We start from the raw sequence: 26568 nt of genomic DNA on the forward strand, positions 1-26568 counted from the left end.
TCGAACGGCCGGATCAGCTACACCTCGACCCACGCGATGAAGCCGATCAACGGCTACCGCGCCGTGTTCGACTGGATGCCGACCTCGCGCGACACCACGCCGGTGACCCTGCGCGCTTATCTCACCAACGGCGACCAGACCCTGAGCGAGACCTGGCTGTATCAATGGGTGCCGCCGGCAGCGGCGGATCGTTATTACTAGGGCGCGCTTTGGCGAGGCGTTGAAAATCGCCGGCGCGTCGACCGTCGTGTTGCCGGATTGAGGCCGATTGTGGCGAGCAGCACGAACCGGCCCAAGCCCGATAGGCGCGCCGCCGCGTGATGGGCGCGGCGCTGATCACGGCCCGCATCGCCGCCGGGGTTTTGGTTGTCGTCGTGGCCGGCTACGCCACCGGCGCGTTGTGGTTTCGCGGCCCGGCCGCGCGCACGGCGCGCCTTGGGCTGATCACCGCTTGGTGGGCGACAGCCGCGGCCGCTCTGGCCGGCCTGGCCGCACCCGAATGGTTCGGCCCGGCCATTTTCGCTGTCGCCGGTTTGGCGTTCGCGCTCTGGTGGGCCCGGGTGCGGCCGCGTTCCGATCGGCGCTGGGCGCCCGACGTCGAGCGCCTGCTTCACGTGGAACGCACGGGCACGCACGCCCGGCTATACAACGTGCGCAATTTCGACTGGCACACCCCAGAGCACTTCACGCCGCGCTGGGAGACGCGCGATTACGATCTCGACCAGCTCGTCGCCCTGGATCTGGTCGTGTCGTACTGGATGGGCCCGACCATCGCGCACACGCTGGTCGCCTTCGCCTTCGCCGACGGCCGGCATTTGGTGTTTTCGGTCGAGGTGCGGCGGCTGGCCGGCGAACAGTTCTCGGCCATCGGCGGCCTGTTCCGTCAGTGCGAACTGGCGCTCGTGGCCGCCGACGAACGCGATATCGTGCGCACCCGCACCACCGCGCGCGGCGAAAACGTTTATCTGTACCGCATCGCCCTGCCGCGCACCGAAATCCGTGCCCTGTTCGAGGCTTATCTGGATACCGCCGACACGCTCGAGAACAAGCCCCGCTTCTACAACACGCTCACCTCGAACTGCACCACCCTGGTCTACGATATGGTCAAGGCGATCGTGCCGGGGCTGGCCTGGAACTGGCGCCTGCTGGCCTCGGGCCATCTGCCCGAATATCTCTACGAACTCGGTGCGCTGGACGACCGTCTGTCGATGGACGAGTTGCGCCGACGCGGACATATCAACGAAGCCGCCATCGCCTCCGATATCGACGGCCGCGCCAGCACGGATTTTTCCGCCGCCATCCGGCGCGGCCTGCCGGCGCCGGAGACCAGCCCCGCACCACCACCGTAGCTGTAGATGATAGTGGCGGCGGCGGCCGGTTTGCGTCAGCATCGAAGGCCGAACCGGCCCGAAAACGCTTCGTTTTATGCCTAAAACCCCTGCACCCCGAGTCGCCGTCATTGGCTACGGCACCGCCGGCCGCGTATTTCATGCACCGCTGATTCATGCCACGCCCGATCTCGAACTGACCGCCATCGTCACCGGCAATGCCGAGCGCGCGGCCGAAATCGCGCGGCGCTATCCCCGGGTCGAGGTGATCGGCGACACCGAAACGCTCTGGTCGCGTGCCGGCGAATTCGATGCGGTGGTGGTCGCCAGCCCCAACGGCTGGCATGCCGAACACGCCCGAACGGCCATAGCCGCCGGACTGGCCGTGGTCGTGGACAAGCCTCTGGCCACCTCAGCCGGCGAGGCCGACGGCCTCATAGCGACCGCTCATGCACGCAAGGTGGCGCTGACCGTGTTCCAGAACCGACGCTGGGATGCCGATTTTCTGACCTTGAGCGCACTGATCGATGCCGGCCGGCTGGGCCGGGTGCGGCGTTTCGAATCCCGCTTCGAACGCTGGCGCCCCGAGCCCAAACCCGGCTGGAAGCGCAACGCCGACCCGGAGGCCGCCGGCGGCATCCTGTTCGACCTCGGCAGCCATCTCATTGATCAGGCGCTCGCCCTGTTCGGCCCGGCGCACGAAGTTTATGCCGAACTCGATGCCGGCTACACCGACTCGGCCGTCGACGACGATTCCTTTGTCGCCGTAAGCCATGCCTCGGGCGTGCGCTCGCATCTGTGGATGAGCAGCGTCGCACCCGATCCCGGCCCGCGTTTTCGTGTGCTCGGCGATAAGGCGGGGTTCGTGAAGTTCGGCCTGGACCCGCAGGAGGACCGCCTGCGCGAAGGCGCGGTACCGACCGGCGAAGACTGGGGCGCGGAAGCCGAAAAAGCCTGGGGCCGGCTCGCTGCCGGCGATCACGTCGAAACGATTCCGAGCCGGGCCGGGAACTATCCGGCTTTCTACCGCCGGTTCGCGGCCGCGCTGCGCGGCGATGCGCCGCTGCCGGTCGATGCCCGGGACGCCGTGGCCGGGCTGCGCGTGATCGAAGCCGCGCGCGCGGCCTCGGCCGAACGCCGCGTGATCAGCCTATGACTGCGGCACCTCCATACAGAGTCTACCGGCACTGTCGGGCGCTCATATAGCGACTTCATGACGCTTGCGTGGCGCCCGCGATGACAGGCGGCGATAATCAACACGCCGCACTTGGTGTAGTCCCGGGTTCCACCGCGCCCGCATCCAATCTAGGCTATTGCCAGGAACCGTCACCGCCGACCCGTGATGACCGCGCCGCTCGAGATCGACCCGCAGACCGAACCCGAAACGCTGGTTTTCGACGACGACGGGCGCACGCCCAACAGCCGGCATCCCGTGCTCGTCTATCGCGGCCTGCAGGACAAAGCCGACGACGATGCCGCCGAGCGTTTCGAAGCGACGTTCGCGGCTTGCGACTGGCCGCCGCAGTGGCGCGACGGCGTGTTCGCCTACCACCATTTCCATTCCAACGCACATGAAGCATTGGCGGTGTATGCCGGCGAGGCCGAGCTGGTGCTGGGCGGCGAATATGGCCGGCCGGTGCGACTAGCGGCCGGCGATGTCGTGATCCTGCCCGCCGGCACCGGCCATTGCCGGGTCTCGGCCGGCGCCGACTTCGCGCTCACCGCCGCCTACCCGACGGGCCACGGCGACTGGGATCTATGCCGCCCCGGCGAAACCGACCCCGAACGCGCCCGCGAGCGCATCGCCGCCGTGCCCACGCCGTCACAAGACCCGATCACCGGCGCCGACGGCGCGCTCATACGACTTTGGACAGATTAGCGCAATTTCCACTTTTTAAAGTTATTTATCCGCAGATAAACGCAGATTTACGCAGATTGAATAAGCGTCAAACCAGCTTTCCAGCGGATGTTCAGGCTGTGTTCTTTTGCCAGAAAATAGTAAGGAAGACAAAAAACAGTCCGCAAATGAACGCGAAAAACGCAAATGAAAACTAATTTTCTTTATTTTGCGTGCCTTTGGCGTTTATTTGCGGACTTTCTCTTTTTCTTATCGGCTATCGCCACATCATTATAACGGCTGGTATAAAGTGCAAAATGCTATAGCGTCGGTCGAAACCCGCTAGATCGTCTGCCACGCGCTCGGCGCGGGCGCGGCCAGTACCTCGCGTATCCGTACCAGCGCATCGGCCAGCGCGGCGCGGTCGCGCGCGGCGCTGAAGCACAGACGAATCGCCTGGGGCGCGGCTTCGCTGCCCACGCAAAAGGCTTCGGCCGGGTTCACACGGATACGCGCCTCGGCCAGCCGCTCGACCACGCGCGAGGCGCGCTGTCCGGGCGGCAGGGCCAGCCAGGCATAGAAACCGCCGGCACGGGTGCACGGTGAGAATTCGGCCAGCGCGTCTTCGACCATGCGCCGCCGCGCTTCGAGTTCGTCGAACTGACGCGCGAGCTGGCGATCGGCATCGCCCGAGGCGATCCACTGGCCGACCACGGCGGCGATCAGCGGCGGCGGCATCCAGCTGACATTGCGCACCACGGTGGCCACACGCTCGCGCAGGCCCGGCGGCACCCGCATCGCGCCCGAACGCAGACCGCCCGCCAGAATCTTGGACACCGAAAACAGATAGACCGTGCGCTCGGGGGCGAGCCGATACAGCGGCGTGCCGCGCTCGGCGGACGCCAGGTGCTGAACGCCGTCCTCCACGATCCACACGTCGCGTTCGCGGGCGAAATCCACCAGCGCACGGCGCCGCGCCTCATCGAGCCGGGCGGTGGTCGGATTCTGATGCTCGGGCATCACATAGAGCACGTCGAACGGCTGCTGATCGTGGCGCGCGGCCAGCGCATCCACGGCCAGCCCGTCGGCGTCGTGGTCGAGCCCCACCAGGCGCAGACCGAGCTGGCCGGCCACGCTGATCACGCCCGGATAGGACAGCCGCTCCGCGGCCACGCGTCCGCCCAGCGCGGACAGGGCGAGAAAAATCCCGTTCATGCCGCCCTGATCGATGATCAATTCGCCGGCGTCGACCGGCAACCCCAAATCGGTCATCCAGCGCGCATAGATTTCGCGATGCGCGTCGAGCCCGCCCTCGGGTTGATAATCGAGCGCGTGCGCCAGCGCCCGCGGATCGCCCTGAATACCGGCCAACGCGCGCGCCAGGGCGGCGTCGCGTTCCGTATCGGCCGGCGGCAGCGCGAGCGACAGATCGGTTACGCCGTCGTCGTCGCGCGTGGCGCTGACATGCGAAAAAGCCGGCCGCCGGGAACCGGCACGCACATAGGTACCGCTGCCCACGCGGGCTTCCACCCAGCCCCGGCGCTCCGCCTCGCCGTAGCCGCGCGTGATCGTGCCCACCGTCACACCGAGCGCGTGCGCCAGCCGACGCTGGGGCGGCAACCGCGTGCCCGGGGCCAACTCCGAAGATTCGATTGCATGGCCGATGGCCGTGGCCAGTTGACGATAACGCGGACCGTCGCCCGAAAGCTGCGGCACCCAAATTGTCATGGTGACAATAAAATTATTGACGCCCTTTTGTTACCGCGTATTCTCATAAATCACCCGAGTGTTTCGGCATTGCTTAATAATTGAACCCCTACAATAACACGAATCGGACCATGTACAAGACCAAAAACCATCAAGGCTCATCGGGCAATTCGCAGCGCCCGGGCCTGCGAGGACTTGTTCTCGCGAACCCGCACGCCGGCAAGCAGAGCACGTCATGATCGCCCCGACCGCCATGATCCCGGTGGCGCTGTTCGCGCTGGCCACGGTGGGCACGCCGGGGCCGAACAACGTCATGCTCACGGCCTCGGGCGCGCGCTACGGCTATCGGGGCACGCTCGTGCATATCGCCGGCATCCTGGGTGGCAGCGCCGTGCTCTATCTCGGCGTGGCGCTCGGGCTGGGCGCGCTTTTCCAGCAGTACGCGCCGGTGCAGTACACGCTGCGCGTGCTCGGCGCGGTTTATCTGCTCTATCTAGGTTGGCGTATCGCCAGCGCGCCGCCACCGACCCTCGACATGGCCGGCGCTGCGCGACCGCTTTCCTTCATCGAAGCCGCCGCTTTTCAGTTCGCCAACCCGAAGGTCTGGGTGATGGGACTGACGCTAACCGCGTCTTTCCTGCCACGGCACGGCCCCGTGTTCGTCAACGCCGTGGTGCTGACCGCGATCATGATCGTCGTCGGCCTGCCCTGCCTGTCGTTCTGGGCGGCGTTCGGCAGCGTGATCGGCCGCACGTTGCGAAGCGCCCGCGCCTGGCGGATTTTCAATGCCTTCATGGGCACGCTGACCGCCGCCTGTGTCGGCTTCATCGTTTTCGACTGAACGGCGGCGCCAGGCGTTTGTACATGACCAGCGCATCGACATCGGCGGCTTCGGGATGGCAGAACGCGCCGGGCAGACGCCCGACGATATCGAAGCCGTGCTTCCGCCATAGGCGCACCGCGCCGACGTTAGTCTCGGCCACGAAGTTGTATTGCATGGCGCGAAAGCCACGATCGAGCGCCTCGCGCTGCGAGTGTTCGCACATCGCGCCCGCCCAGCCGGCGCCGCGGGCGGCTTCGGCGACCACATAACCGCAGTTGGCGACATGCGCCCCCTGGCCGGGCTGGTTGGCGACCAGATAATAAGTGGCGGCGATCGTACCGTCGGCCGCCTCGCCCACGAAGGTCGCAGCCGGCTTGTCCATCCAGATCGTACGCGCCGCGGCTTCGCCGATATCGCGCGGATAAGCATAGGTCAGCCCGGCGGCGAACACCGGCGACAGAATGGCCCAGACGGCCGGCCAGTCGGCGGCCTCGGCAAGACGTATCGAGTACACGGCGGCTCGCGGCATGGAACAACGCACGCCAGCATAGCGAAAATTCGAATCAGTGGGCACGGACAGAGCGTTTTGGCTCCCGGTTTTTGTCGCTAGCCGGGGTTCAGTCGGATCGAGACGATTCATGAACCGTTCATTCAAACGATCCTGCCGATCGACTCGGCTCATGCGGCGAAATCGCGCCGTTCGACGCGCACCGCCGCCCAAACCCGCTGCAGCCCGTCACGGCAGCCTTTAAAGCGCCCATAGAACCTGTCTAAATGTCGCCCAAGTGATTGATTTTTAGTCGATTTAATCGGTTGCAAAAAGAGAAAAAATTTTTTTCGAAAACGGGTTGTCAAATACGACTTTAGGCGTAGAATTGCCAGCGTCGACGGGAAATTGTCGATAGCTCGAAGCGGTTTCATCGATCGTGGGCCGCAGACTATCTTTTTCTCGTTGAACCGGGCTTGTCCCAAAGAGGCAATACTTGCTTATTTTTATTCGTTGATCGGCATCGGCAGCGTGGCACCGGCAAAGGGGTTCACGTCAATGCGGATGCCGAAGATCGCAATGGACGCGCAGAAGGCCGCCCGTCGAAATTCTTCCGGTTTTGAGAGCATTGATAATGAACACCTTCAAGTTGAACATCGTGAACAGCCTTGTCGTCGCCGGCTTGGTCGCCGCCTCGATGGCGATGCCCATCGTCGCCGCCGAACTGGCGCAAGCGCCGGGCGCACAGAACAGCGCGCCGGTCGCGGCTCAGATCGACGACGCCGACGCGATCCGCTGATCGCCTCGATCGAGCGCATGAAAATACCCGGCCTCGCGCCGGGTATTTTTTTGTCCGCCGCCCTTGAAGCGTTCAAGGCCGGCGTTGTCACGCCAGGCCGGTGATCGTGTCAATATACGGTCTTGTCGAACCACAATCCGGCCCGGCGCCATGCCGCGCTGGCTTGCGTACCGCCGATGCACGGGCCGTGGCCATCGCCTCGAGAGGGTGTTTACAAGAGATGATCATGATCCGACGACCGGCTTTCACGTCCGTGGCGATCGCGCTCGGGCTGGCGCTGACCCAGACCGGCGCCTTCGCCGCCGACTCGAACGCCGATGCCGCGAACATGCGCCTGTCCGTCGCGAAGCGAATCTTCGATACCGACAATCTGAACCAAAGCGTCGGTGCCTGCCAGAATCTCGATGCCTTCGTGAACGCCAAGTGGGAGGCCGCGAATCCGATTCCGGACGATCACACGCGCTGGGGCTCGTTCACCATACTGGCCGAGAAGAGCCTCGAAGATCAGCACAAGATCGCGGAAAAAGCCGCCGCCAATGCAGACCAGGCGGACCAGGGATCGATCCGGGCCAAGATCGGCCATTTTTATCAGTCGGGCATGGATACGGCCGCCATCGACAAAGCCGGTTATCAGCCGATCGAGCCGCGGCTGAAAAAGATCGCGGCCATTGACAGCCGAGAGGAGCTTGGCACCTATCTCACCCAGGCGTTCGCCGCCGGCCAAGGCCAGGTATTCGCACTCGATGCCGGCCCGGACTACAAGAACGCGACCCAGATCATCGCCTACGTCTATCAGGCCGGGCTCGGTCTGCCGGCACCGAAGTATTACACCGACAAGGACTACGCCGATCTGCGCGCCGCCTATGTCGACTACATGACCAAGCTGTTCAAGCTGATCGGCGAGCCCGACGACCAAGCCAAAGCCGACGCCAAAAAGGCCATGGCCTTCGAAACCGCTCTGGCCCGGCACTCGCTGTCGCGCGTGGCCATGCGTGATCCGAACAATCAGTACCACTTCGTCAGCCTGAAAGAGGCCAACAAGGCGACGCCGAATTTCGACTGGAAACGGTTCTTCGCCGCCCAGGGCGCCGACATCGAGCGGGGCTTTTCACTGTCGGAGCCGAAGTTCTTCGCCGAATTCAACAAGCTGCTCGGCAATGCCCCGCTCGACCAATGGCGCGCTTATCTGCGCTTTCATGCGATCGACGACGCCGCGCCGCTGCTGGCCCAGGACTTCCGCGACGCTCACTTCAATTTCTACGGCACCACGCTCAACGGCCAGCCCCAGCAAAAGGCGCGCTGGAAGCAGACGCTGGATGCGATCAATCAAGCCATGGGCCAGGCGCTGGGCCAGCTTTATGTCGCGCGATACTTTCCACCGCAGGCCAAGGCGCGCGCAGAGCAGATGGTCGCGAACATCCAGGCGGCGCTGAAGAAGCGCATCCAGAACAACGACTGGATGAGCGATCAGACGAAACAAAAAGCCCTCGATAAATGGTCCAAATTCCTGCCCAAGATCGGTTATCCCGAGCACTGGCGTTCGTGGAAGGGGCTGTCGATTTCGGCGGACGATTTCTACGCCAACATGGCCGCCGCGGCCAAATTCAATCACGACTATGAAATGGCCTATGTCGGCCAGCCGCGCGATCGCCAGCGCTGGAGCATGACGCCCCAGACCGTCAACGCCTACTACAACCCGACCGACAACACCATCAACTTTCCCGCCGCGATCCTGCAACCGCCGTTCTTTTATGCCCACGGCGACGACGCGGTGAACTACGGCGGCATCGGCGCGGTGATCGGGCACGAAGCGAGCCACGGCTACGACGATCAGGGCAGCCAGTTCGACGGCAACGGCAACCTGGTTAACTGGTGGACCGAGGCCGACCGCAAGGCTTTCGAGGCGCGCGCCCAGCAACTGGTCGAACAGTTCAACCAGTACACGCCGATTCCCGGCAAGCCCGAACTGCACGTCAACGGCAAGCTGACGTTGGGCGAAAACATCGCCGATCTGGCGGGCCTGACGCTGGCCTACGACGCGCTGCAGAAAGCGCTGGCCGAGAACCCGAAAGAAGCGAACATGAAGATCGATGGCTTTACCGAGAATCAGCGCTTTTTCATGGCCTGGGCCCGGGTCTGGCGCGGCCAAAGCCGGGACAAGGCGCTCGAGGTCCAGCTCAACTCGGACCCGCACTCGCCAATGACCTATCGCGCGATCGGCGCGCCGTCGAATATGCCGGCCTTCGCCCGGGCGTTCAACTGCGAGCCGGGCGACAAGATGGTCCGGCCGGAGGACAAGCGCGTCGACATTTGGTAACCGTCGCCGATAAGCCCGCTAACAGGCCCGCCCCAAGCCGAGCGCCGACAAACTAGGAATAAAAAGGGCGGCGCCCCGGGCCGACGCCGCGGGCGGGCCGGGACGTCAGTCGGCCATGCTATAGCGCGCCGGCGGCTCGCGGCCGGCCAGGGCTTCGATCAGGTTGTCGACGGCCAGGGCAGCCATGGCATGCCGGGTTTCGTGCGTGGCCGAGCCGATGTGTGGCAGCGCCACCACGTTGGCCAGCCGGGCCAGCGGCGAATCGCCGGGCAGCGGCTCGGTGGTGAATACATCGAGCCCGGCGGCCCGGATCGTGTGGTTTTCCAGCGCGGCGATCAGCGCCGGTTCGTCGACCACCCCGCCGCGGGAGATATTGATGAATATCGTCTCCGGGCCCATACGCTGGAACTCGGCGGCGCCGAACAGCCCACGGGTGGCTTCAGCTAACGGCACGGTCACGCAGACGAAATCCGCCCAGTCGAGCAGGTCGTCGAGCGTCCGCCATTCGGCCCCCAGCTCGTCCTCGACCGCCGCATGGCGCGACCGGTTGTGATAAGCCACATCCATATTGAACCCGAAGCGGGCCCGGCGGCCGATCGCGGCGCCGATCCGCCCCATGCCGACGATGCCGAGCCGTTTGCCGTGGACATCGACGCCGAAATCGGCTTCGCCGACGCTGGCGGTCCACTCGCCGTTACGGACCCGCATCGCCAGTTCCACAGCCCGGCGCGCGGCGGCCAGCATCAGCAGGAACGCCGTATCCGCCGTGGTTTCGGTCAGCACGTCCGGCGTATGGCAGAGCATAATTCCGCGCTCGACCAAATAATCCCGGTCGTATTTATCCACACCCACCGATACGCTGGAAATCGCCTCCAGGTTCCGGGCATGGGCGAGTTCGGCGCGCCCCAGCGGGACGCTCGCACCGAGCACGCCGTGCGCGTCTTCCAGGGCCGCCCGGAATGCCGGATCGCGGGGCAGATTGGGCGTGTCGCTGAAATCGAGGACATGGAAGTGCTCATCCAGCCGTGCCCGCAGGGTCGGCGCGAGGCGGTTGTAGAGGATAACGGTTTTACGAGTCATGAGCGGTCGAAGCGTGGCGGTTTGACACATCGTAACCCTCGGCGCGCGGCGATACGGCCGCCTGCCGCCCGGGCGCCTTCTCGGTGGCCGGGCGTACGAACAGCGTCAGGACGGCCGCCGCCAACAGCGAACCGCCCATGGCGATATAGGAAGCCGCCGGATTGCCGGTCAGTCCGTTGAGATAGCCCACGCCGTAGGCGCCGAGAAACCCGCCCAGCGCCCCGAACGAATTGACCAGCGCGATCGCGCCGCCGGCGACGTTGCGCGGCAGCAACTCCGGAATGATGGCGAAAAACGGAAGCGGCGTTGTCACGGGCTACCTCCTCGGATCGAATTACGGGTCGAGTTCGTGCAGGTGCGGCAGGCCTTCCATATCGCCGGCGACCTGCACCGCGGCGGCCCCCACGGCGTTCGCGCGCTGCAGACTCGCCGCCGGGGCCAGTCCCGCCAGCCGGGCGCTGATGAAACCGGCGGCGAACCCGTCGCCGGCGCCGACCGTGTCGACCACGCGGGCCACGGCCACGCCCGGGGCATGGCATTCACCGTCGGCCGACTTCCAGAACGCGCCGTTGGGGCCAAGCTTGATCACGACCTCCGCCGCGCCGCGTTCGAGATAAAAATCGGCGATCGCTGCCGGTGTGTCGGCGCCCGTCAGGCGCCGGCCTTCGTCGAGCCCGGGCAGCACCCAGTCGGCCTGCGCGGCGAGCGCGTTGACCTCGCGCCGCATGGTCGCCTCGTCGCGCCATAGCGCCGGCCGCAGGTTGGGGTCGAACGAGATCGTGCCGCCGGCGGCCCGCATCGCGGCCACGGCATGCCGCGACAACACCCGCGCCGACTCGCCGAGGGCCGGCGGGATGCCGGTGCAGTGCAGATGACGCGCCCGGGCGAAGCGCGCGGACGGGATATCGGCCGGCGACAGCGCACTCGCGGCCGAACCGCGGCGGAAATATTCGACTTCCGGATCGCCGCCGTCGTCGCGCCGGGCCTTGAGCTGAAACCCGGTCGGCCGTGTCTCGTCGACGATGACATGGCGACAGTCTACGCCCTCGGCGGCCAGCGCCGCGACGATGAAACGGCCGAAACTGTCGTCGCCCACCCGGCTGGTCCAGTCCACCGACAAGCCGAGCCGCGACAGGCCGATGGCGACATTGCTGTCGGCCCCGGCCAGCCGGCGCGTATACGCCGACACTGCGTCCAGTTCGCCCGGCGTATCGGCCGCGAACAGCGCCATGCTTTCGCCGAAGGCGATAACGTCGAAATCGCGCGCGGGTGTCGGCATGTTCGCCTGTCTGCTGTCCATCGATAGATCGGCTAAAAGAATGGGAACGGTCCCATGCGATTTTGTCAGTGTGTAGGGCTTGGCTGTATATCGATATACGACGATCGGCGAAGTCACCGCGCCAACCGGGTGGTCGGCCGGCCGTGACGGGCTCGCCCCAGAAGTCGATGTCGCCATCGACGCCGATGAACGCGACCGGCGACAACGACGGCGCGTATCATGGCGCGACCGGGCCGTCGAATACACGCCGATCGCCCCACAACCGCGCCGCGTACGCCCGTACTGGTCGCGATGCCCGTGTCCGCCTATTACGTTAGTTATGCCCGATATAAGTCAGATCATCTCGGACTACGGCCCGTGGGCCATCTTCACCCTCGTTCTGATCGAGGACTTCGGCATTCCCGTGCCCGGCGAAACCGCGCTGATCTCCGCCGCGCTGCTCGCCTCGCAGGGCAAGATGCCGATCACATTGCTGCTACCGGCGGCGTGGCTGGGCGCGGTGATCGGCGACAACATCGGCTATGCCATCGGCCGCTTCGGCGGACGGCGCGTGGTGGTTCGCTACGGCGCCAAGGTGGGCATCACCGATCGCCGGCTGGCGCGGATCGAGCGGTTCTTCGCCCGCCGTGGCGGCGCGATCGTGATCGTCGCCCGGTTTTTCGTGGGCCTGCGCCAGCTCAACGGCATCGTGGCCGGCATCGGTTGTATGGCCGCACCGCGCTTTATCCTGTACAACGCGATCGGCGCCGCGCTCTGGGTCGGCGTCTGGGGCTTCGGCGTGTACTGGTTCGGCCAACATTTCGAGCAGGCGCTGGAAAAATTCGGCCCGATCGTCATGTACGTCGGCGGCGGCGTGGCGGCCGTACTGGCGATAGGCTATGTCGTCTGGCGTTTTGTCTGGCGCCGCCGCCGTTCGGGCTCTCGGGACCGGAGATCAACATCTAAGACCAAAAACTAAGATTCATGGGACCGGTTCCACTGTAGGGTGTGCCGCCTTTGCCGCTCAGGCTTGAACCGCACAGAGGAGAGGCCGCATGGAGCACTGGCACCAGACGCTATCGACCGGGCCGCTGTTGGGTATCGCCGCCGGCGCGATCGCGCTGCTTCTCGTCCTGATCATCCACTTCAAGGTACATGCCTTTCTGGCGCTGACCGTGGTGAGCCTAGCGACCGGTTTCGCCACGCTGATTCCGCCCAAGCAGATCCTGCCGACGATGCTGGCCGGTTTCGGCGAAACCCTGGCCGCGGTGGCCTTGCTGGTGGGCTTCGGCGCCATGCTCGGGCGGTTGGTCGAGCATTCCGGCGGGGCCAAGGCGCTGGCCGATCGAATGGTCGAGGTCTTCGGCGAGAAGCGGGCACCGTTCGCGCTCGGCCTGGCCTCGCTGTGCATGGGCTTTCCGATCTTCTTCGATGCCGGCCTGGTGGTGATGCTGCCAATCATCTTCGCGGTCGCCCGTCGGCTGGGCGGCCCGCTGCTGCTCTACGGCATTCCGGCGGCCGGCGCGTTTTCGGTCATGCACGTGTTCGTGCCGCCGCATCCGGGCCCGGTGACCGCGATCGCGGCGTTCGGCGCCAACCCCGGCCTGGTACTGCTCACCGGCATCATCGTGGCGTTTCCGATGTGGTACGTCTCGGGTTATCTCTGGGGCAAGATCACCGCACGCTATCATCCATTTCCGGTCGCCGCGCATCTGTTCGGCACCACCGACCACGACACGATCGAGAACCCGCCACGGGTGGCCACGGTGATCGGGCTGTTGCTGATCCCGCTGGTGCTGATCTTCGCCAATACGGGGCTGCATTTCGCCGCCACGCTCGGCTGGGTCGACGGCGAGGCCACCTGGTTCCACGTCGCAAGACTGTTCGGCCAAACGCCGGTGGCGTTGCTGATCACGGTGCTGGTGGCCGCCTATGTGCTGGGCTGGCGCCGCGGCGAACACGGCAGTGCGCTGGAAAAGATCCTGGATTCGGCCCTGCCGGCGATCTGCTCGGTGGTATTGATTACCGGCGCCGGCGGCATGTTCGGCGGCGTGCTGGAGACCTCGGGCATCGGCGACGCACTGGCGGATTCGCTCAACAATCTCGGCCTGCCGATCATCGTCGCGACCTATGTGGTCGCGGTGATGATCCGGCTGGCCCAGGGCTCGGCAACCGTGGCGCTGGTCACCGCCGCCGGCCTGATGGCGCCGGCGGTGGTCCAGGGCGACTATTCGGCGATGCAGGTGGTCGCAGTCGTCATAGCCACGGCCGCGGGTTCGGTGTTCGCCAGCCACGTCAACGACTCCGGGTTCTGGCTGGTCGGGCGCTTGATGGACATGGACGTGGCCACAACACTCAAGACCTGGACCGTGCAACAGGCGCTCGAATCGATCGTCGGCTTCGTTATCGCCTACGTCATTTTCGCGATTTTCTGAGGAGCCGATTCATGCGCGACGCGCTATTCGATGTCGGCGGCAAACTGGCCTTGGTCACCGGCTCCTCGCGCGGGCTGGGGGCCGAACTGGCCCGCGGTCTGGCCGAGCGCGGCGCTCGGATCATCCTGCACGGCCGCGACCCGGACAAGCTGGCCGCGGCGGCCGAAGCCCTGGCCGATGAAACCGGTGCCGATGTGGCCCGTATCGCCTTCGACGTGACCGATAACGCGGCGGTGCAATCCGCGATCTCCGAAGTCATCGCCGCCCACGGTCTGCCCGATATCCTGGTCAACAACGCCGGCCTGCAAAAGCGCGCGCCGTTCGCCGAATTCGAGCCCGCCGACTGGGACGCGGTGGTGGCGACCAATCTGTCGAGCGCGTTTTATGTCGCCCACGCACTGGCCGGGGCGATGTCCGAACGCGGTTCGGGCAAAATCGTGAATCTCGGCTCGGTGCAGTCGAAGCTGGCGCGCGAGACGATCGCGCCCTATGCCGCCTCCAAGGGCGGCGTGGCCATGCTCACGCAAGGCATGGCCGCCGATTTGGCCCGCTACAATATTCAGGTCAACTGCATCTCGCCCGGTTATTTCCAAACCGACATGAACGCCGCGCTGTGGCAGAACGCGGACTTCGATGCATGGATCAGAAAACGCACGCCGGCCGCCCGCTGGGGTCAGCTCGACGAGCTGATCGGCACGCTGGTCTATCTATGCTCGAATGCCTCGAACTTCGTTTCCGGCCAGAATATCTTCGTCGACGGCGGGATGACCTCGGTGGTCTGAGCGAGGGGGTTTCCAAGCCGCCGGTACACCCACAGGCGCTACTTCCGGCCGTCTTCTTTATTGTCGTCCGCGAGCAGATCCTGGACCGAATCCAGGATGACGGCAGGCCGAAACGGGTAACGATCGATATCAGATCGGTCGGCGATGCCCGACAGCACCAGGATCGTATGCAACCCGGCCTCGATGCCGGCCACCACATCGGTATCCATGCGGTCGCCGATCATGCCGGTACGCTCCGAGTGCGCGCCGAGCTTGTTCATGGCGGAGCGGAACATCATGGGATTGGGTTTGCCGACGTAGTAAGGCTCGCGCTTGGTGGCGGCGGTAATCAGCGCCGCCACCGCGCCAGTCGCCGGCAGCACCCCTTCGGCGCTCGGCCCGGTCACGTCGGGATTGGTGGCGATAAAGCGCGCACCGTCGTTGATCAGCCGGATCGCCCGGGTGATCGCCTCGAACGAATAGGTGCGGGTCTCGCCGAGCACCACAAATTCCGGATTGGTATCGGTCATGACGAAACCGGCCTCGTGCATGGCCGTGGTCAGACCCGCCTCGCCGATGATGAACACCGAGCCCTTGGGCGCCTGGTCAGCCAGAAACGCGGCGGTGGCCAGCGCCGAGGTCCAGATCTGGTGCTCGGGCACCTCGATGCCGCTGCGCGAAAGGCGGGCGGACAGATCGCGCGGGGTATAGATGGAGTTGTTGGTCAGCACGAGAAAGCGCGTCCCGTCGTCGCGCCACTGTTGGATCAACTCGGCCGCGCCGGGCAACGCCTTGTTCTCGTGGACCAGCACGCCGTCCATATCGGTCAGCCAGCAATCGATAGTGCGCTCTGTCACGAAGGCCTCGGAATCGTTTTGGTCACGTGGCAACGATGATACCGGCTTCTGAGCGCCGCGTACGTCATCGCTGCCGGTATTCCGCGCCGGAACGAGATCCGGACGGGCGTTAACTATATTTGCCAAATTCTTTAATTATTCAACGTATCATGAGGTTAGTATGCAGCCCGACAAGCATTGTAAGATCAATACTTGCGCCGATCTTTGTGCTATGCATAAGTTATATTTCCATCTATCAGAAATAATTAATGGGGGAATAATGAAGAAATTCTTTTTGGCGGTGCTCGTCGGCTCGCTGTTCTATGCGACCGCGGCGCTCGCCGCGGTCAACGTCAACACCGCCTCGGCCGATCAGTTGCAAACGCTGGACGGTATCGGCAGCGTCAAGGCCCAGGCGATCGTCGCCGATCGCGAGGCCAACGGAAACTACGAAAGCCTCGACCAACTGACCCGCGTCGACGGCATCGGCGACAAGACCGTGGCCGGCCTGCGTTCGGAAGCCACGGTAGGCGACGATACCCAAAACGGCGATAGCGCCAGCTGATCGCAAGACGGGATCGGCCGGCGGCGCCCCGGTCGATCCCGGCCACGGTTGGTGACCGGCTACGCACGCGGCACCGGTGGCGCTACACTCGACATCATGAGTGGCCAAACCGCCAAGCTGGTCGTCGGCATTTCCTCACGGGCTCTGTTCGATCTGGAAGCCAGCCACGCCGTGTTCGAGACCGATGGGCGCGAAGCTTATTGCGGCTATCAAATCGAGCACGAGGAAGATGTGCTCGAGCCCGGCGTGGCCTTCGGCCTCGTGCGCAAATTGCTCGCGCTCAACGACGAAACCGACGAGCGGGTCGAAGTGATTCTGTTGTCGCGCAACAGCGCGGACACGGGCCTGCGCGTATTCAATTCCATCGCGCATCACGGCCTGCCGATTACGCGGGCGGCCTTCACCAGCGGCGACTCGCCCTGGCGCTATGTCTCGGCCTTCGGCGCCGATCTTTTCCTCTCGGCCGACCCGGACGACGTCCGCGCCGCGCTCGCTGCCGGCTGCGCGGCCGCGACCATCGTCCCCGGCCACTCGCATACCACCGGCGAAGGCGTGCTCAAAATCGCGTTCGACGGCGACGCCGTATTGTTCTCCGACGAGGCCGAGCGCATCTTCAAGGAACAAGGGCTGGCCGCGTTCACCCAAGCGGAATCGGCCGCCGCGGGGCAACCGCTGCCGGGCGGGCCGTTCAAGGCGTTTCTGGAAGCACTAACCCATATCCAGGCCGAATTCGATCCGGCGAATTGCCCCATCCGAACCGCGCTGGTGACCTCGCGCAGCGCCCCGGCCCATGAACGGGTCATTCGCACCCTGCGCGCCTGGCATATCCGGATCGACGAGGCGCTGTTTCTCGGCGGCATGGCCAAGGCCCAGTTCCTGCGGGCCTTCGGCGCCGACATCTTCTTCGACGATCAAACCACGCACACCGGCCCGGCATCGAGCCTAATGGCCGCCGGCCACGTACCGCACGGCGTGGCCAACGAGCCGTCGGCCACGGCTGGCGATCGCCGGAAAAACGGGCGGCCGGAATATAGCGAGGACAATCGTCGTTGAGATCACCGGGAATCTCGTCCTCGTGTATTGGCCGCAGCCTCACAGTTCGGATGTGATGATCGCCGTTTTGTCCGGGACCACGCCATGAACCTGTTCACGAGCCTGCTGGTGGTCGCCGGCGCTTTGGTTCTCGTGGCCCTGCTGATTCTGGGCCCGGGCTGGCTACGACGCCGCCCGTCCCTGTCCGCGGCCGAGCGCCGTCGCCTGGGCCGTCTCATGCCTTGGACCCGCCGGCTGGACCCCCGCCGCCGCGCACGCCTGCAGGCCCGTACCGCGCTCATCCTGCGTGATATCGATCTGCTTGGCGATTCGGGGCGCGCGCTGAGCGTGGACCAGCGGCTGGCGGTGGCCGGCCAGGTCGGCATGCTCTGCCTGGGCGCCCAGCCGGGTCAGGGCCGTCTTCCGACCGAGCTCGTGGTGCATGCGAATGCCGACGACGAATGGTCCGATCCGCCCACGGCCGGCTTGCTGGAAGATCTCGGCGAAATGGCGACCGGCGAAAGCTGGCAAGGCTTGCGTCTGCATGTTTCCTGGCCGGCGGTTGTCGCAGCACTGGACGGTGGACCGCATAACGCGATCGTGCGTCAGGTCGCGCGCCTGCACGACTTTACCGCGCCCACGACGGCGGTTGCGGGCGGCCAGACCTGGGGCGATGCGCTCGACCGGGAATGGCGGCGCGTGCGTGAGACCGGTTCGAGCCTGTTGCCGGCGGACGAAGACGTGGCGCTGGATGAATTTTTCGGCCAAGCGGCCGAGGCCTTCTTCCAGCGCGGCGAGGCGCTGGCCGGCGCCCATCCCGACTTGTATGCCGTGCTCGCGGCCTATTTCGATATCGAGACGGCGTCCCGCCGCCCGGCCGGGCACCGCACGCCGGCAAGGCCCGTTGACGCTTGATAAACGCCTAGTCATTCGTGATCGCGATCCTGCCGCTGCCGGGCAGCGTCTCGACGAAGCCTGCGCCCGCCAACTGCGACGGCGTATAGGCGCCGCCCTTCGGCGCGTCGTCGATCAGCCGCCAGGCCAGCGCCAGGCTGGCATGAACGGTGACGTCGTAGCCGTTGGCCACCGACACACGGCCGACACGAACCGCGCCGGCGGCGTTACGCACCTCGCCCCAGACGCGCGTGGCGCGGCGCGCCCGGGTGGCCGCATCCGGCCCGCGAACGCGACCGGCCCGCGCCTTGAGCAAACGCTTGACCGGCGACAGACCGAGTGCCGGCCGTACCCAGTTCAGCCGCTTGACCTGGCGGATACGGCCGGGCGACATCGGCATATAGACCGCGACGTTCGGAATACCGGTCGAATGATAAGCCGTGGCGACGTCGCCCCAGGGGATGGTCATCGCCGGCTTGGCCCCGTCGCCGAAATCGATCTCGCGCACATCGGCGGCCAGCGGCACCTGCACGATGCGGCCGTCGCGACGCACCCGGCCGCCGTCGGCCAGACCCTCGACCGCGGTCTTGGCGGTTCCCGGCGACAGCCCCGAGCGCGAATCGAAACCGAGCGCGAGCGCCGTGGCATCGGGCAGCGCCTCGGCCAGCGCCGCGGCGAGGCAGTCGGTGGGCACGACATCGAAGCCGGCGCCGGGGCACAGCACCGCGCCGACCTCGCGCGCATCGGCATCGCGCGCGAAGACATGCTCGAACACATCGATCTCACCGGTGATATCGAGATAATGGGTCCCGGTGGCGATACAGGCCTCGACCATCGCCGGCGCGGTAGCGACGAACGGGCCGGCGCAGTGGAGCACCACGTCGATGTCGGCGAGCTGGCCGGCCACGGTATCGCGGTCCAGATCGAACGGGCGCGCGGTGAGCTCCAGCGTCCGGGCCAACGCCGCGACCTTCGAGGCATTGCGACCGGACAATACCGGCGCCAACCCATCGGCCACCGCCTGCCGGGCGATCAACTCGCCGCTATAGCCATAGGCGCCGTAGATGAGCAATCGGTCATGGCTCATGCGGGTTTTCCCTTGCGCGGTTTGAACATCGAGCGCGCGGTCTTTTCCACCGCGCGGAAGAACAACTCCGGCTGCAGCCGTTTCAATCGATACTGCCAGCGCGTGTCGCGATGCGTCAGCACCAGGAATCGCCGCGCCGCGACCGCGTCGAAGATTTGCTCGGCGACGTTCTCGGCGGTCACGCCGGAGCGCGCCATCAGCTTTTCCACCAACGCCTCCCGCCCCGGCGCGGTGCTGCGAAACGACTCCATCAGATTGGTGGCGAAGAACGCCGGGCAGGCCACGGTCACGCCCACGCCGTGTGCGTGCTCCTCGGCACGCAGGGTTTCCGACAGCGATAGCACGGCCGCCTTGGCGACGTTATAGGACACCATCCCCGGCGCATTGGCGATCGCGGCGAACGAGGCCGTGTTCACGATATGCCCGCGCGACGCACGAAGCGCGGGCAGCGCCGCGCGGCAGCCGCGCACCACGCCCATCAGATTGATATCGACGATCCAGTCCCAATCCGCCTGCGGCGTATCGGCGACGCTGCCGGACGAAGCCACGCCGGCGTTGTTGACGAACACATCCACCCCGCGCCACTCGGCGTTCAGCCGCGCCATGAGCTGCTCGAAATCCGACTCGCGGCGCGTATCCAGCGTCTGCGCCATGGCTTGGCCGCCGGCATCGTTGACCTCTTCGGCCACGCCCCGGGCGCGCCCGGCCTGGATATCGGTCACGGCCACCCGCCAGCCGGCCCGTGCATGACGTAGCGCGAGCGCACGCCCCAGGCCGCTGCCGGCGCCGGTGATCGCGATGCGTCGGGAACGGATATTATTGTCGCTCATATCTGACATGCCTTATTGTCACACGAGAGCATACGCCAACGTATTGCCCATGTCTCGCCGACGGCGCATCGTCGACACGAATCCGCATCAAAGTAATCAAGAGGAGCGCTCGTGAAACTCTATGAAACGCGCCAAGCCCCCAACCCGCGCCGGCTGCGTATCTTTCTGGTCGAAAAGGGCATCAATCTTAAAGATTTCGAGATCGAGCAACTCGACCTCGGCGCCGGCGACAACCTGAGCGAAACCTTTAAAACGAAGAATCCGATGTGCGGGGTACCGGTGCTGGAATTCGACGACGGCCGCTGTCTGTCGGAATCGATCGCCATCTGTCGCTACTTCGAGCTCACCCACCCCGAGCCGCCGCTGATGGGCGATACAGCCGAGGCCCAGGCCACGATCGAAATGTGGAACCGGCGCATGGAACTGCATCTGCTGCTGCCGGTGGCGATGGCGTTCCGGCATACGACCGGCCACTTCGCCGACCGCGAATCGGTGTTTCCCGACTACGGCGCCGACCGCGCCGGGGCCGCGATCAAAATATTCGATTTCCTCGACCGACACCTGGCGGACCGGCGCTACATCGCGGACGAGAATTATACCGTGGCCGATATCACCGCGCTGGTCGCGATCGACTTCGCCCGTGTGGTCGATATACGCATCGGCGATCGGCCGCATCTGGCCGCTTGGCACGAGCGCGTCTCGACGCGGCCGAGCGCAGGCGCATAAACCGCTTGGCGCGGCCGACCGTGCGGGCTAGCATGCCGGCCTCGCCCATTGCCGGAGCCGGCCGTGCGACTGGAAGAACTCAGCCCGGAAGTCGTGGCCATCATCGTCGATATCGAGGGCACCGTCAGCGACGGCGCCTTCACCCGCGATGTCCTCATCCCCTACGCCGAGGATCATCTCGGGCCCTGGGCCCGGCACAACGCCGAACGCCCGGACGTAGCCGAAGCGCTCGCGGCGCTGGCCCAGGCGGCCGGCGAACCGGCGGTGGATGTGCCGCGGCTGATCGAACTGGCGGAGTTCGGGCTCGCCGAGCGCGATTCCGGCCCGGTCGCGGCGCTTTGCCATCTACTCTGGCGCGACGCCTATCAGGCGTTCGAGCTCGCCGGGCATGTCTACGACGACGCGGTGGCCGCGTTACAGGCCTGGGCCGACGATCATCGCACCCTGTTCACCTATTCGAACGCGCCGTCCGAGGCCCAGCGGCTGTTGTTCGCCTACAGCGAATTCGGCGATATCTCGGGCCTGTTCTCCGGTTTCTTCGACCGCCGGCTGGGCGCGAAGAAGAACGCGGACAGTTATACCGCGATCGCGCGGACGCTGGGCGAGAACCCCGGTTCGCTGTTGTTCATCTCGGACAACGGCGGCGAACTCGATGCCGCCGGCCAGGCCGGCCTGCAGACCTGCTGGATCGCCCGCGACGACCAAACCCGGGAAAAAGCCGAGGCGCAACAGGCGCATCAAAGCGTCGTGTCATTCTCCGAGATTGAGCTGCTTTAGAAGCCTACGATACGGCGTCGACCAAGCAGCCGTCGGCCACGGCGTCGCGGTCGAACACGCCCTTATCCAGAATCCAGTGCGTGACCAGCGCCGCCGGCGTGACATCGAAGGCCGGGTTGGCGGCCGGCGCATCGGCTGGCGCCCAGCACCAATCGCCGGCCGCGCCGGTCACGCCGCGGACTTCGGCGGCGTCGCGCTGTTCGATTTCGATGTCCGCGCCCGACGCGCAGGCCGGATCGAGCGTGGTGCCGGGCGCGGCCACGGCAAACGGGATACCGTGGTGATGCGCGGCCACGGCCAGCCCATAGGTACCGATCTTGTTGGCGACATCGCCGTTGGCGGCGATCCGGTCGGCGCCGACGATCACGCGACCGACCTGGCCACGCGCCATGAGTGCCGCGGCCATACTGTCCGTGATTAACGTATACGGCACGCCGAGCATGCCGAACTCCCAGGCGGTGAGCCGGGCCCCCTGTAGCAACGGCCGCGTCTCGTCGACCCAGACCGCGACGTTCTTGCCCTGTTCGTGCGCACGCCGGATCACGCCGGCCGCGGTGCCGATACCGGCGGTGGCCAGCGCGCCGGTATTGCAGTGGGTCAGAATCCGCTCGCCGGGCGCGATTAGCGCCGCGCCGTGATTACCGATGGCCTCGCACAACGCGGCATCGCGGTCGGCCAGCGCGTCGGCCGCCGCCACCACAGCCACGCGCCAGTCCGCGCCGGTCATCGCCCGCCGCAGGTCGTTCATCGCATGGGAAAGATTGACCGCGGTGGGCCGGGCCGAGCGCAGCGTCTCGATCGCTTCGATCAATGTGTCGCGGTCGTCGCCCGCCTCGGCGCGCACCGCGACCAGCAGCGCCGCGGCGACCGCGATCATGGGCGCGCCGCGTACCCGCAAGGCCCGGATCGCCTCGACCATGGCCGCGACCGTATCGATCGCGCGCCATTGCCGTGTGTGCGGCAGCCGCGACTGATCCAACAGTTCGAGCCGCCCGGCGGCGACCACGAGCCCCAGTCCGCGACGCTCGCGCATGCGCCGGTTAGGCCGTGCCGCCGATGCGCGTTAGCAGTTCGTCGGTCTTTTCGCGCAGGAGCTGTTTATCGCCGCGGGCCTCGACGTTGAGCCGAATCACCGGCTCGGTGTTGGACATGCGCAGATTGAAGCGCCAGTCGCCGAAGTTCATGGACAGGCCGTCGACGTGCTCGATGCTTTCGGCCGCGTCGGCATAGTGGTTTTCCATGTCGGCCATCACGGCGTCGGCGTCGTCGACGCGGCGATTGATCTCGCCCGAGGCCGGGAAGGCCGCGATGCGTTCTTCGACCAGGGTGGAAAGGCCCTTGCCGGCTTCCGAGATGAGCTGGGCGAGCACCAGCCACGGCAGGTGGCCATTGTCGGCATAGGAGAATTCGCGAAAATAGTGGTGCGCGCTCATTTCGCCGCCGTACAGCGCGTCGCTTTCACGCATGACCTGTTTCATGAAGGAATGGCCGGACTTGGATTCGACCGCGCGGCCACCGGCGGCCTCAACCTGGTCCAGCGTATTCCAGATCAGGCGCGGATCGTGCACAATCGCCTCGCCCGGGTTCATCTTGAGCAGCATCTGGGCGATCAGGCCGACGATGTAATAGCCCTCGATGAACTCGCCGCGCTCGTCGAAGAAAAAGCAGCGGTCGAAATCGCCGTCCCAGGCCACGCCGAAATCCGCGCCCGCCTCGCGCACGGCCTTGGAGGTCGCCTCGCGGTTTTCGATCAGCAACGGGTTGGGCACGCCGTTGGGCAGCTCGCCGTCCGGCTCGAACTGCATACGCACGAATTCGAAGGCCAGCTTGTCGGCCAGCTTGTCGACCACCAGCCCGGCGCAGCCGTTGCCCGGGTTGACCACGATCTTGAGCGGCTTGTAGTTCTCCGGCTTGATCTGGGCCAGCAGGAAAGCGATGTAGTCGTCGCGCTGGTCCAGGGTGTGGCGCGCGCCGGGCGCATCGGCTTTTTGCGCCTCGCCGGCGTGCACGCGGCGTTCGATGTCGGCCAGGCCGGTATCCGCCGAAATCGGCTTGGCCTGTTCGCGCACGAACTTCAGACCGTTGTAGTCCTTGGGGTTATGGCTGGCGGTGACCATGACGCCGCCGTCGGCGGCTTGCGAGAACACGCCGTAATAGACTTCCTCGGTGCCGGCGAGCCCGATATCGAGCACATCGGCGCCGGCCGTGGTCAACCCGTCGATGAGCGCTTCGGCCAGCTCGGGGCTGGACAGACGCATGTCGCGGCCGACCACGACCGTCTTGGCTTCGAGTTCGGCGACAAACGCCATGCCGATGCGGCGCGCCATGTCGGCATCGAGCTCATCCGGCACGCGGGCACGGATATCATAAGCCTTGAAGAACGGATAGTACTGGCCCATCGGCGTGCTCCTCATTCATTATTAATACAACGATTCAGGCAACGATTCAGACAACGGCTCAGGCGCTGGTGCCCGGGGCCGCGCCGGTATCGTGTTCTTCCAGCTCCGGCCGGCCGTAGACATCATCGTAGCGCACGATGTCGTCCTCGCCGAGATAGCTGCCCGACTGCACTTCGATCAAATCCAGTTCCACCTTGCCGGGATTTTCCAGCCGATGCACCGCGCCCAGCGGGATATAGGTCGATTGGTTCTCGGACAGCAGCATCTCGCGCTCGTCGCAGCTCACCTTCGCCGTGCCGCGCACCACGATCCAGTGTTCGGCGCGATGATGATGCGATTGCAGCGACAGCCGTCCGCCGGGCGTGACCCGGATGTGCTTGACTTGAAAGCGCGGGCCCGCGGCAATCTGTTGGTAGGAGCCCCAGGGGCGGTACGATTTGCGGTGCGCGGTAGCCTCCATGCGCCCGGCGCCGTCCAGATTCGCCACCAGCTTTTTGATGTCCTGCTCGCGCGAGCGGTCGGCGACCAACACCGCATCCGCGGTTTCGATGATGATCTGGTCGCGCGTGCCCAGGGCGGCGACCAGCCGGGCCTCGCTGCGCACCACGCAGTCGTCGGCATCCTCGAGCCAGACATCGCCGGTCGCGCTGTTGCCGCGTATATCCAGCCCGACCGCACGGGCGACCGCGCTCCAACTGCCCAGATCCGACCAGGCCGCATCCAGTTCGGCCATGACCGCGCGATCGGTTTTTTCCATCACCGCGTAGTCGATGGAATCGGCGCGCACCGCTTCAAAGCTGGCCCGCTCCAAACGCAGGAAGTCGATATCGACGGTGGCCGCCTCGAAGGCCGCGGCGACGCCGTCGAAAATGTCGCGCGCGTATTCGGCCAGCAGTTCCAGGTAATCGCCGGCACGGAACATGAACATGCCGCTGTTCCAATAATGATCGCCGGCGGCGAGAAACCGCTCGGCGGTGTCGGCATCCGGCTTTTCGACGAAAGCCTCGACCACGCGAACGCCGTCGGAAACCGGCGCGCCGGCGCGGATGTAGCCGTAACCGGTTTCGGCACGATCCGGCGTAACGCCGAACAGCGCCAGCCGTCCGACGCCGGTTGCCGCGCGTGCCCGCGCGACCGTGGCCACGAAGGCGGCCCGGTCGGCCACGGCATGATCGGTCGGCAGCACGAGCAGTTCGACATCCTCGCCGTGGCGCGCGCGCGCCTCGAACGCGGCCGCGGCCACGGCGGCCGCCGTATTGCGCGGCGCCGGCTCGAGAATGATGCGCCCGCGATGACCGGCGGCGTGCATCTGTTCCGCGATCACGAAGCGGTGCGCTTCACTGCCGATGACCACTGCATCGCCGAGATCGTCCAGGGTCTGCAGGCGTTCGAGCGTGGCCGACAACAAGCTCGTGTCGCCGCCGGTCAGCGGCAGGAACTGCTTGGGCCGGCTCTGACGCGAGGCCGGCCAGAGTCGCGAGCCGGTGCCGCCGGCGAGAAGAACGGGAACGAGCATGAGAACCCCTTGAAGCCCGAATAGGGCGCCTGACTGAATCGAGCGGGCATGGACGCTGCGGCCCGCCGTTGCGCCGCTATGATACAAACGCCGCTGCCCATTGCGCCACGCGGCGCCGGCGTATCGCTTCAACCGCCGTCGTCGGCGCCTGCCGCGCGCACCCGATCGATCAGATAATCCGCGACCTTGAGCATACGCGGATTGCTGCCGGCGACTTGGCCGCTGGTCCAGTAGCGGCCGGCGACGCTGATGCTGGGCACGGCCGTGACCGGGTAACGCCGCATGCGGGCGATGATGCCCTGGACATCGTCCTCGACCGCTTGGCTGTTGTAGACCTTATCGAAACGCCGCCCGTCGACGCCGTGGGCGACCATGAACCGGCGCATCTGCCCTTCGCTGGTGAGCGGCCGGCCGTTTTGATGGATCGCATCGAAGATCTGGTCGTGCAAGCGATCGACCACACCGAGCGCCACTTCGGTGTAATACAGGCGAGCGTACGGCTGCGAGCCCGGGCCGAACAGTACCGGCACGCGGGAAAACGCCACGTCCGGATGCTGTTTGCGCCAAGCGTTGAGCTCGGGCTCGAAGTGATAGCAGTGCGGGCAGCTATAGAGAAAGAACTCGGTCACCCGCACCTTGCCGTGGTCGCGCTTCGCCCGCGGGGCAGGGGTATCGGCGACTTTGTAATCGTCGCCGGCGACATAACGCGAAATCAGACTCTGGGCGCCGGCCGGCAGCGATACCAGGAGGCCGACGAGGGCCAAAAGCGCGATCGTTGATTTTGACATCGATTTCTTTTTCGCAAATAGAGATAGATAGGCGTCTGGCTACAGCCGACGTCGATTCATGCCAGCGCTTACAATAACCGAGCGCCGTTACCCGAGGGCCTGTTGCCGTTTCATACGGCCCGCGTTGCAACCCCAAATCGTGTCAGCCAAGACGCAGAGCGCCGGCCGCAGTCATTCTGCGGTCAAGCTCTGCAACGCCGGATGGCGCGATTTGGGGCCGCAACCCGAAGGGCCGGGGCCATTTTGCCGCAATCCTGCGTTGCAGCGCGCTACGGTAGAATGACTA

General features: G+C 65.7%; 27 protein-coding genes and 1 pseudogene. 15 read left to right on the forward strand and 13 right to left on the reverse strand.

The features are described from left to right. From VFJ08_RS04355 to VFJ08_RS04370, 4 genes are all read left to right on the forward strand, one after another. A partial coding sequence (locus VFJ08_RS04355; protein ID WP_324995552.1) for a glucan biosynthesis protein occupies positions 1-201 on the forward strand: 201 nt, incomplete at its 5' end. Positions 202-320: 119 nt separating this feature from the next. Beyond that, positions 321-1349, forward strand: a complete 1029-nt coding sequence (locus VFJ08_RS04360) for a DUF4105 domain-containing protein (RefSeq protein ID WP_324995606.1) — start codon at positions 321-323, stop codon at positions 1347-1349. 76 nt (positions 1350-1425) lie between these two features. Beyond that, complete coding sequence (locus VFJ08_RS04365) at positions 1426-2484, forward strand: Gfo/Idh/MocA family oxidoreductase (protein WP_324995554.1); 1059 nt, start codon at positions 1426-1428, stop codon at positions 2482-2484. Positions 2485-2670: 186 nt separating this feature from the next. Further along, positions 2671-3207 (forward strand): cupin domain-containing protein, encoded by a 537-nt coding sequence (locus tag VFJ08_RS04370; RefSeq protein WP_324995556.1) that lies wholly within the window; start codon positions 2671-2673, stop codon positions 3205-3207. A 300-nt stretch (positions 3208-3507) separates the two neighbouring features. Here VFJ08_RS04370 and VFJ08_RS04375 read toward each other — a convergent pair whose 3' ends face one another. After that, positions 3508-4893: a PLP-dependent aminotransferase family protein gene (locus tag VFJ08_RS04375; RefSeq protein WP_324995558.1), complete on the reverse strand. Its 1386-nt coding sequence runs from the start codon at positions 4891-4893 to the stop codon at positions 3508-3510. A 214-nt stretch (positions 4894-5107) separates the two neighbouring features. Here VFJ08_RS04375 and VFJ08_RS04380 point away from each other — a divergent pair, with 214 nt between their 5' ends. Then, a complete protein-coding gene (locus VFJ08_RS04380; RefSeq protein WP_324995561.1) occupies positions 5108-5713 on the forward strand; it encodes a LysE family translocator in 606 nt (201 codons plus the stop codon). On the opposite strand, the gene VFJ08_RS04385 is transcribed toward VFJ08_RS04380, so the two are convergent. Both VFJ08_RS04385 and VFJ08_RS04390 read right to left on the reverse strand, forming a co-directional pair. Next, complete coding sequence (locus VFJ08_RS04385) at positions 5697-6224, reverse strand: GNAT family N-acetyltransferase (protein WP_324995563.1); 528 nt, start codon at positions 6222-6224, stop codon at positions 5697-5699. The two genes, VFJ08_RS04380 and VFJ08_RS04385, sit on opposite strands and share 17 nt — an antisense overlap. 464 nt (positions 6225-6688) lie before the next feature. Then, a complete protein-coding gene (locus tag VFJ08_RS04390; RefSeq protein ID WP_324995565.1) occupies positions 6689-6811 on the reverse strand; it encodes a hypothetical protein in 123 nt (40 codons plus the stop codon). A 5-nt stretch (positions 6812-6816) separates the two neighbouring features. Here VFJ08_RS04390 and VFJ08_RS04395 point away from each other — a divergent pair, with 5 nt between their 5' ends. Both VFJ08_RS04395 and VFJ08_RS04400 read left to right on the forward strand, forming a co-directional pair. Then, the gene (locus tag VFJ08_RS04395) at positions 6817-6981 is read left to right on the forward strand and encodes a hypothetical protein (RefSeq protein ID WP_324995567.1); all 165 of its coding nucleotides are present in this window, start codon (positions 6817-6819) and stop codon (positions 6979-6981) included. A gap of 226 nt (positions 6982-7207) precedes the next feature. Further along, positions 7208-9298, forward strand: coding sequence for a M13 family metallopeptidase (locus VFJ08_RS04400; protein WP_324995568.1), 2091 nt, complete (start codon positions 7208-7210; stop codon positions 9296-9298). Between the two features lie 105 nt (positions 9299-9403). On the opposite strand, the gene VFJ08_RS04405 is transcribed toward VFJ08_RS04400, so the two are convergent. The 3 genes and pseudogenes from VFJ08_RS04405 to VFJ08_RS04415 all read right to left on the reverse strand — a co-directional run bounded on the left by VFJ08_RS04405 (position 9404) and on the right by VFJ08_RS04415 (position 11678). Beyond that, positions 9404-10378, reverse strand: coding sequence for a D-glycerate dehydrogenase (locus tag VFJ08_RS04405; RefSeq protein ID WP_324995570.1), 975 nt, complete (start codon positions 10376-10378; stop codon positions 9404-9406). Beyond that, a pseudogene (locus VFJ08_RS04410) lies at positions 10368-10676 on the reverse strand (hypothetical protein); the annotation flags it as partial. The gene VFJ08_RS04405 and the pseudogene VFJ08_RS04410, both read right to left, overlap by 11 nt. 36 nt (positions 10677-10712) lie before the next feature. Then, positions 10713-11678, reverse strand: a complete 966-nt coding sequence (locus VFJ08_RS04415; RefSeq protein WP_324995574.1) for a sugar kinase — start codon at positions 11676-11678, stop codon at positions 10713-10715. 298 nt (positions 11679-11976) lie between these two features. Between VFJ08_RS04415 and VFJ08_RS04420 the strand changes: the two genes are divergently transcribed. From VFJ08_RS04420 to VFJ08_RS04430, 3 genes are all read left to right on the forward strand, one after another. Beyond that, positions 11977-12615, forward strand: a complete 639-nt coding sequence (locus tag VFJ08_RS04420) for a DedA family protein (RefSeq protein ID WP_324995576.1) — start codon at positions 11977-11979, stop codon at positions 12613-12615. 76 nt (positions 12616-12691) lie between these two features. Then, on the forward strand, positions 12692-14071 hold the full coding sequence (locus VFJ08_RS04425) for a GntP family permease (RefSeq protein WP_324995578.1): 1380 nt from the start codon (positions 12692-12694) through the stop codon (positions 14069-14071). A gap of 11 nt (positions 14072-14082) precedes the next feature. Beyond that, the gene (locus VFJ08_RS04430) at positions 14083-14853 is read left to right on the forward strand and encodes an SDR family oxidoreductase (protein WP_324995580.1); all 771 of its coding nucleotides are present in this window, start codon (positions 14083-14085) and stop codon (positions 14851-14853) included. A 38-nt stretch (positions 14854-14891) separates the two neighbouring features. Here VFJ08_RS04430 and VFJ08_RS04435 read toward each other — a convergent pair whose 3' ends face one another. Then, positions 14892-15689 carry an HAD-IIA family hydrolase gene (locus VFJ08_RS04435; protein WP_324995582.1) on the reverse strand — a complete coding sequence of 266 codons (798 nt, stop codon included), beginning with the start codon at positions 15687-15689 and terminating at the stop codon, positions 14892-14894. Positions 15690-15948: 259 nt separating this feature from the next. On the opposite strand from VFJ08_RS04435, the gene VFJ08_RS04440 reads away from it, so the two are divergent. The 3 genes from VFJ08_RS04440 (at position 15949) to VFJ08_RS04450 (ending at position 18180) form a co-directional block, all read left to right on the forward strand. Continuing rightward, positions 15949-16233, forward strand: coding sequence for a ComEA family DNA-binding protein (locus VFJ08_RS04440; protein WP_324995584.1), 285 nt, complete (start codon positions 15949-15951; stop codon positions 16231-16233). A 96-nt stretch (positions 16234-16329) separates the two neighbouring features. Beyond that, positions 16330-17286: a 5'-nucleotidase gene (locus VFJ08_RS04445; protein ID WP_324995586.1), complete on the forward strand. Its 957-nt coding sequence runs from the start codon at positions 16330-16332 to the stop codon at positions 17284-17286. 84 nt (positions 17287-17370) lie between these two features. Then, positions 17371-18180 carry a zinc-dependent peptidase gene (locus tag VFJ08_RS04450; protein WP_324995588.1) on the forward strand — a complete coding sequence of 270 codons (810 nt, stop codon included), beginning with the start codon at positions 17371-17373 and terminating at the stop codon, positions 18178-18180. 7 nt (positions 18181-18187) lie between these two features. Here VFJ08_RS04450 and VFJ08_RS04455 read toward each other — a convergent pair whose 3' ends face one another. After that, the gene (locus VFJ08_RS04455; RefSeq protein WP_324995590.1) at positions 18188-19246 is read right to left on the reverse strand and encodes a saccharopine dehydrogenase family protein; all 1059 of its coding nucleotides are present in this window, start codon (positions 19244-19246) and stop codon (positions 18188-18190) included. Continuing rightward, positions 19243-20076 (reverse strand): SDR family oxidoreductase, encoded by an 834-nt coding sequence (locus tag VFJ08_RS04460; protein ID WP_324995592.1) that lies wholly within the window; start codon positions 20074-20076, stop codon positions 19243-19245. Before VFJ08_RS04460 ends, VFJ08_RS04455 begins: the two co-directional genes overlap by 4 nt. A gap of 111 nt (positions 20077-20187) precedes the next feature. On the opposite strand from VFJ08_RS04460, the gene VFJ08_RS04465 reads away from it, so the two are divergent. Together VFJ08_RS04465 and mtnC are read left to right on the forward strand one after the other, a co-directional pair. Further along, positions 20188-20802: a glutathione S-transferase family protein gene (locus VFJ08_RS04465; protein ID WP_324995594.1), complete on the forward strand. Its 615-nt coding sequence runs from the start codon at positions 20188-20190 to the stop codon at positions 20800-20802. A gap of 63 nt (positions 20803-20865) precedes the next feature. Continuing rightward, positions 20866-21579, forward strand: coding sequence for an acireductone synthase (gene mtnC / locus VFJ08_RS04470; protein ID WP_324995596.1), 714 nt, complete (start codon positions 20866-20868; stop codon positions 21577-21579). A gap of 4 nt (positions 21580-21583) precedes the next feature. Here mtnC and mtnA read toward each other — a convergent pair whose 3' ends face one another. The 4 genes from mtnA to VFJ08_RS04490 form a co-directional block, all read right to left on the reverse strand. Then, complete coding sequence (mtnA, locus tag VFJ08_RS04475; RefSeq protein ID WP_324995598.1) at positions 21584-22612, reverse strand: S-methyl-5-thioribose-1-phosphate isomerase; 1029 nt, start codon at positions 22610-22612, stop codon at positions 21584-21586. Positions 22613-22619: 7 nt separating this feature from the next. After that, a complete protein-coding gene (locus VFJ08_RS04480) occupies positions 22620-23993 on the reverse strand; it encodes a phosphomannomutase (protein ID WP_324995600.1) in 1374 nt (457 codons plus the stop codon). Between the two features lie 43 nt (positions 23994-24036). Next, positions 24037-25494, reverse strand: a complete 1458-nt coding sequence (locus VFJ08_RS04485) for a mannose-1-phosphate guanylyltransferase/mannose-6-phosphate isomerase (RefSeq protein ID WP_324995602.1) — start codon at positions 25492-25494, stop codon at positions 24037-24039. Between the two features lie 128 nt (positions 25495-25622). Continuing rightward, entirely contained in the window at positions 25623-26282 is a 660-nt protein-coding gene (locus VFJ08_RS04490; protein WP_324995604.1) for a thiol:disulfide interchange protein DsbA/DsbL, read from the reverse strand. Between the last annotated feature and the right edge of the window lie 286 nt (positions 26283-26568).

The organism is Salinisphaera sp. (assembly GCF_035690525.1).
Taxonomy (GTDB): Bacteria; Pseudomonadota; Gammaproteobacteria; order Nevskiales; family Salinisphaeraceae; genus Salinisphaera.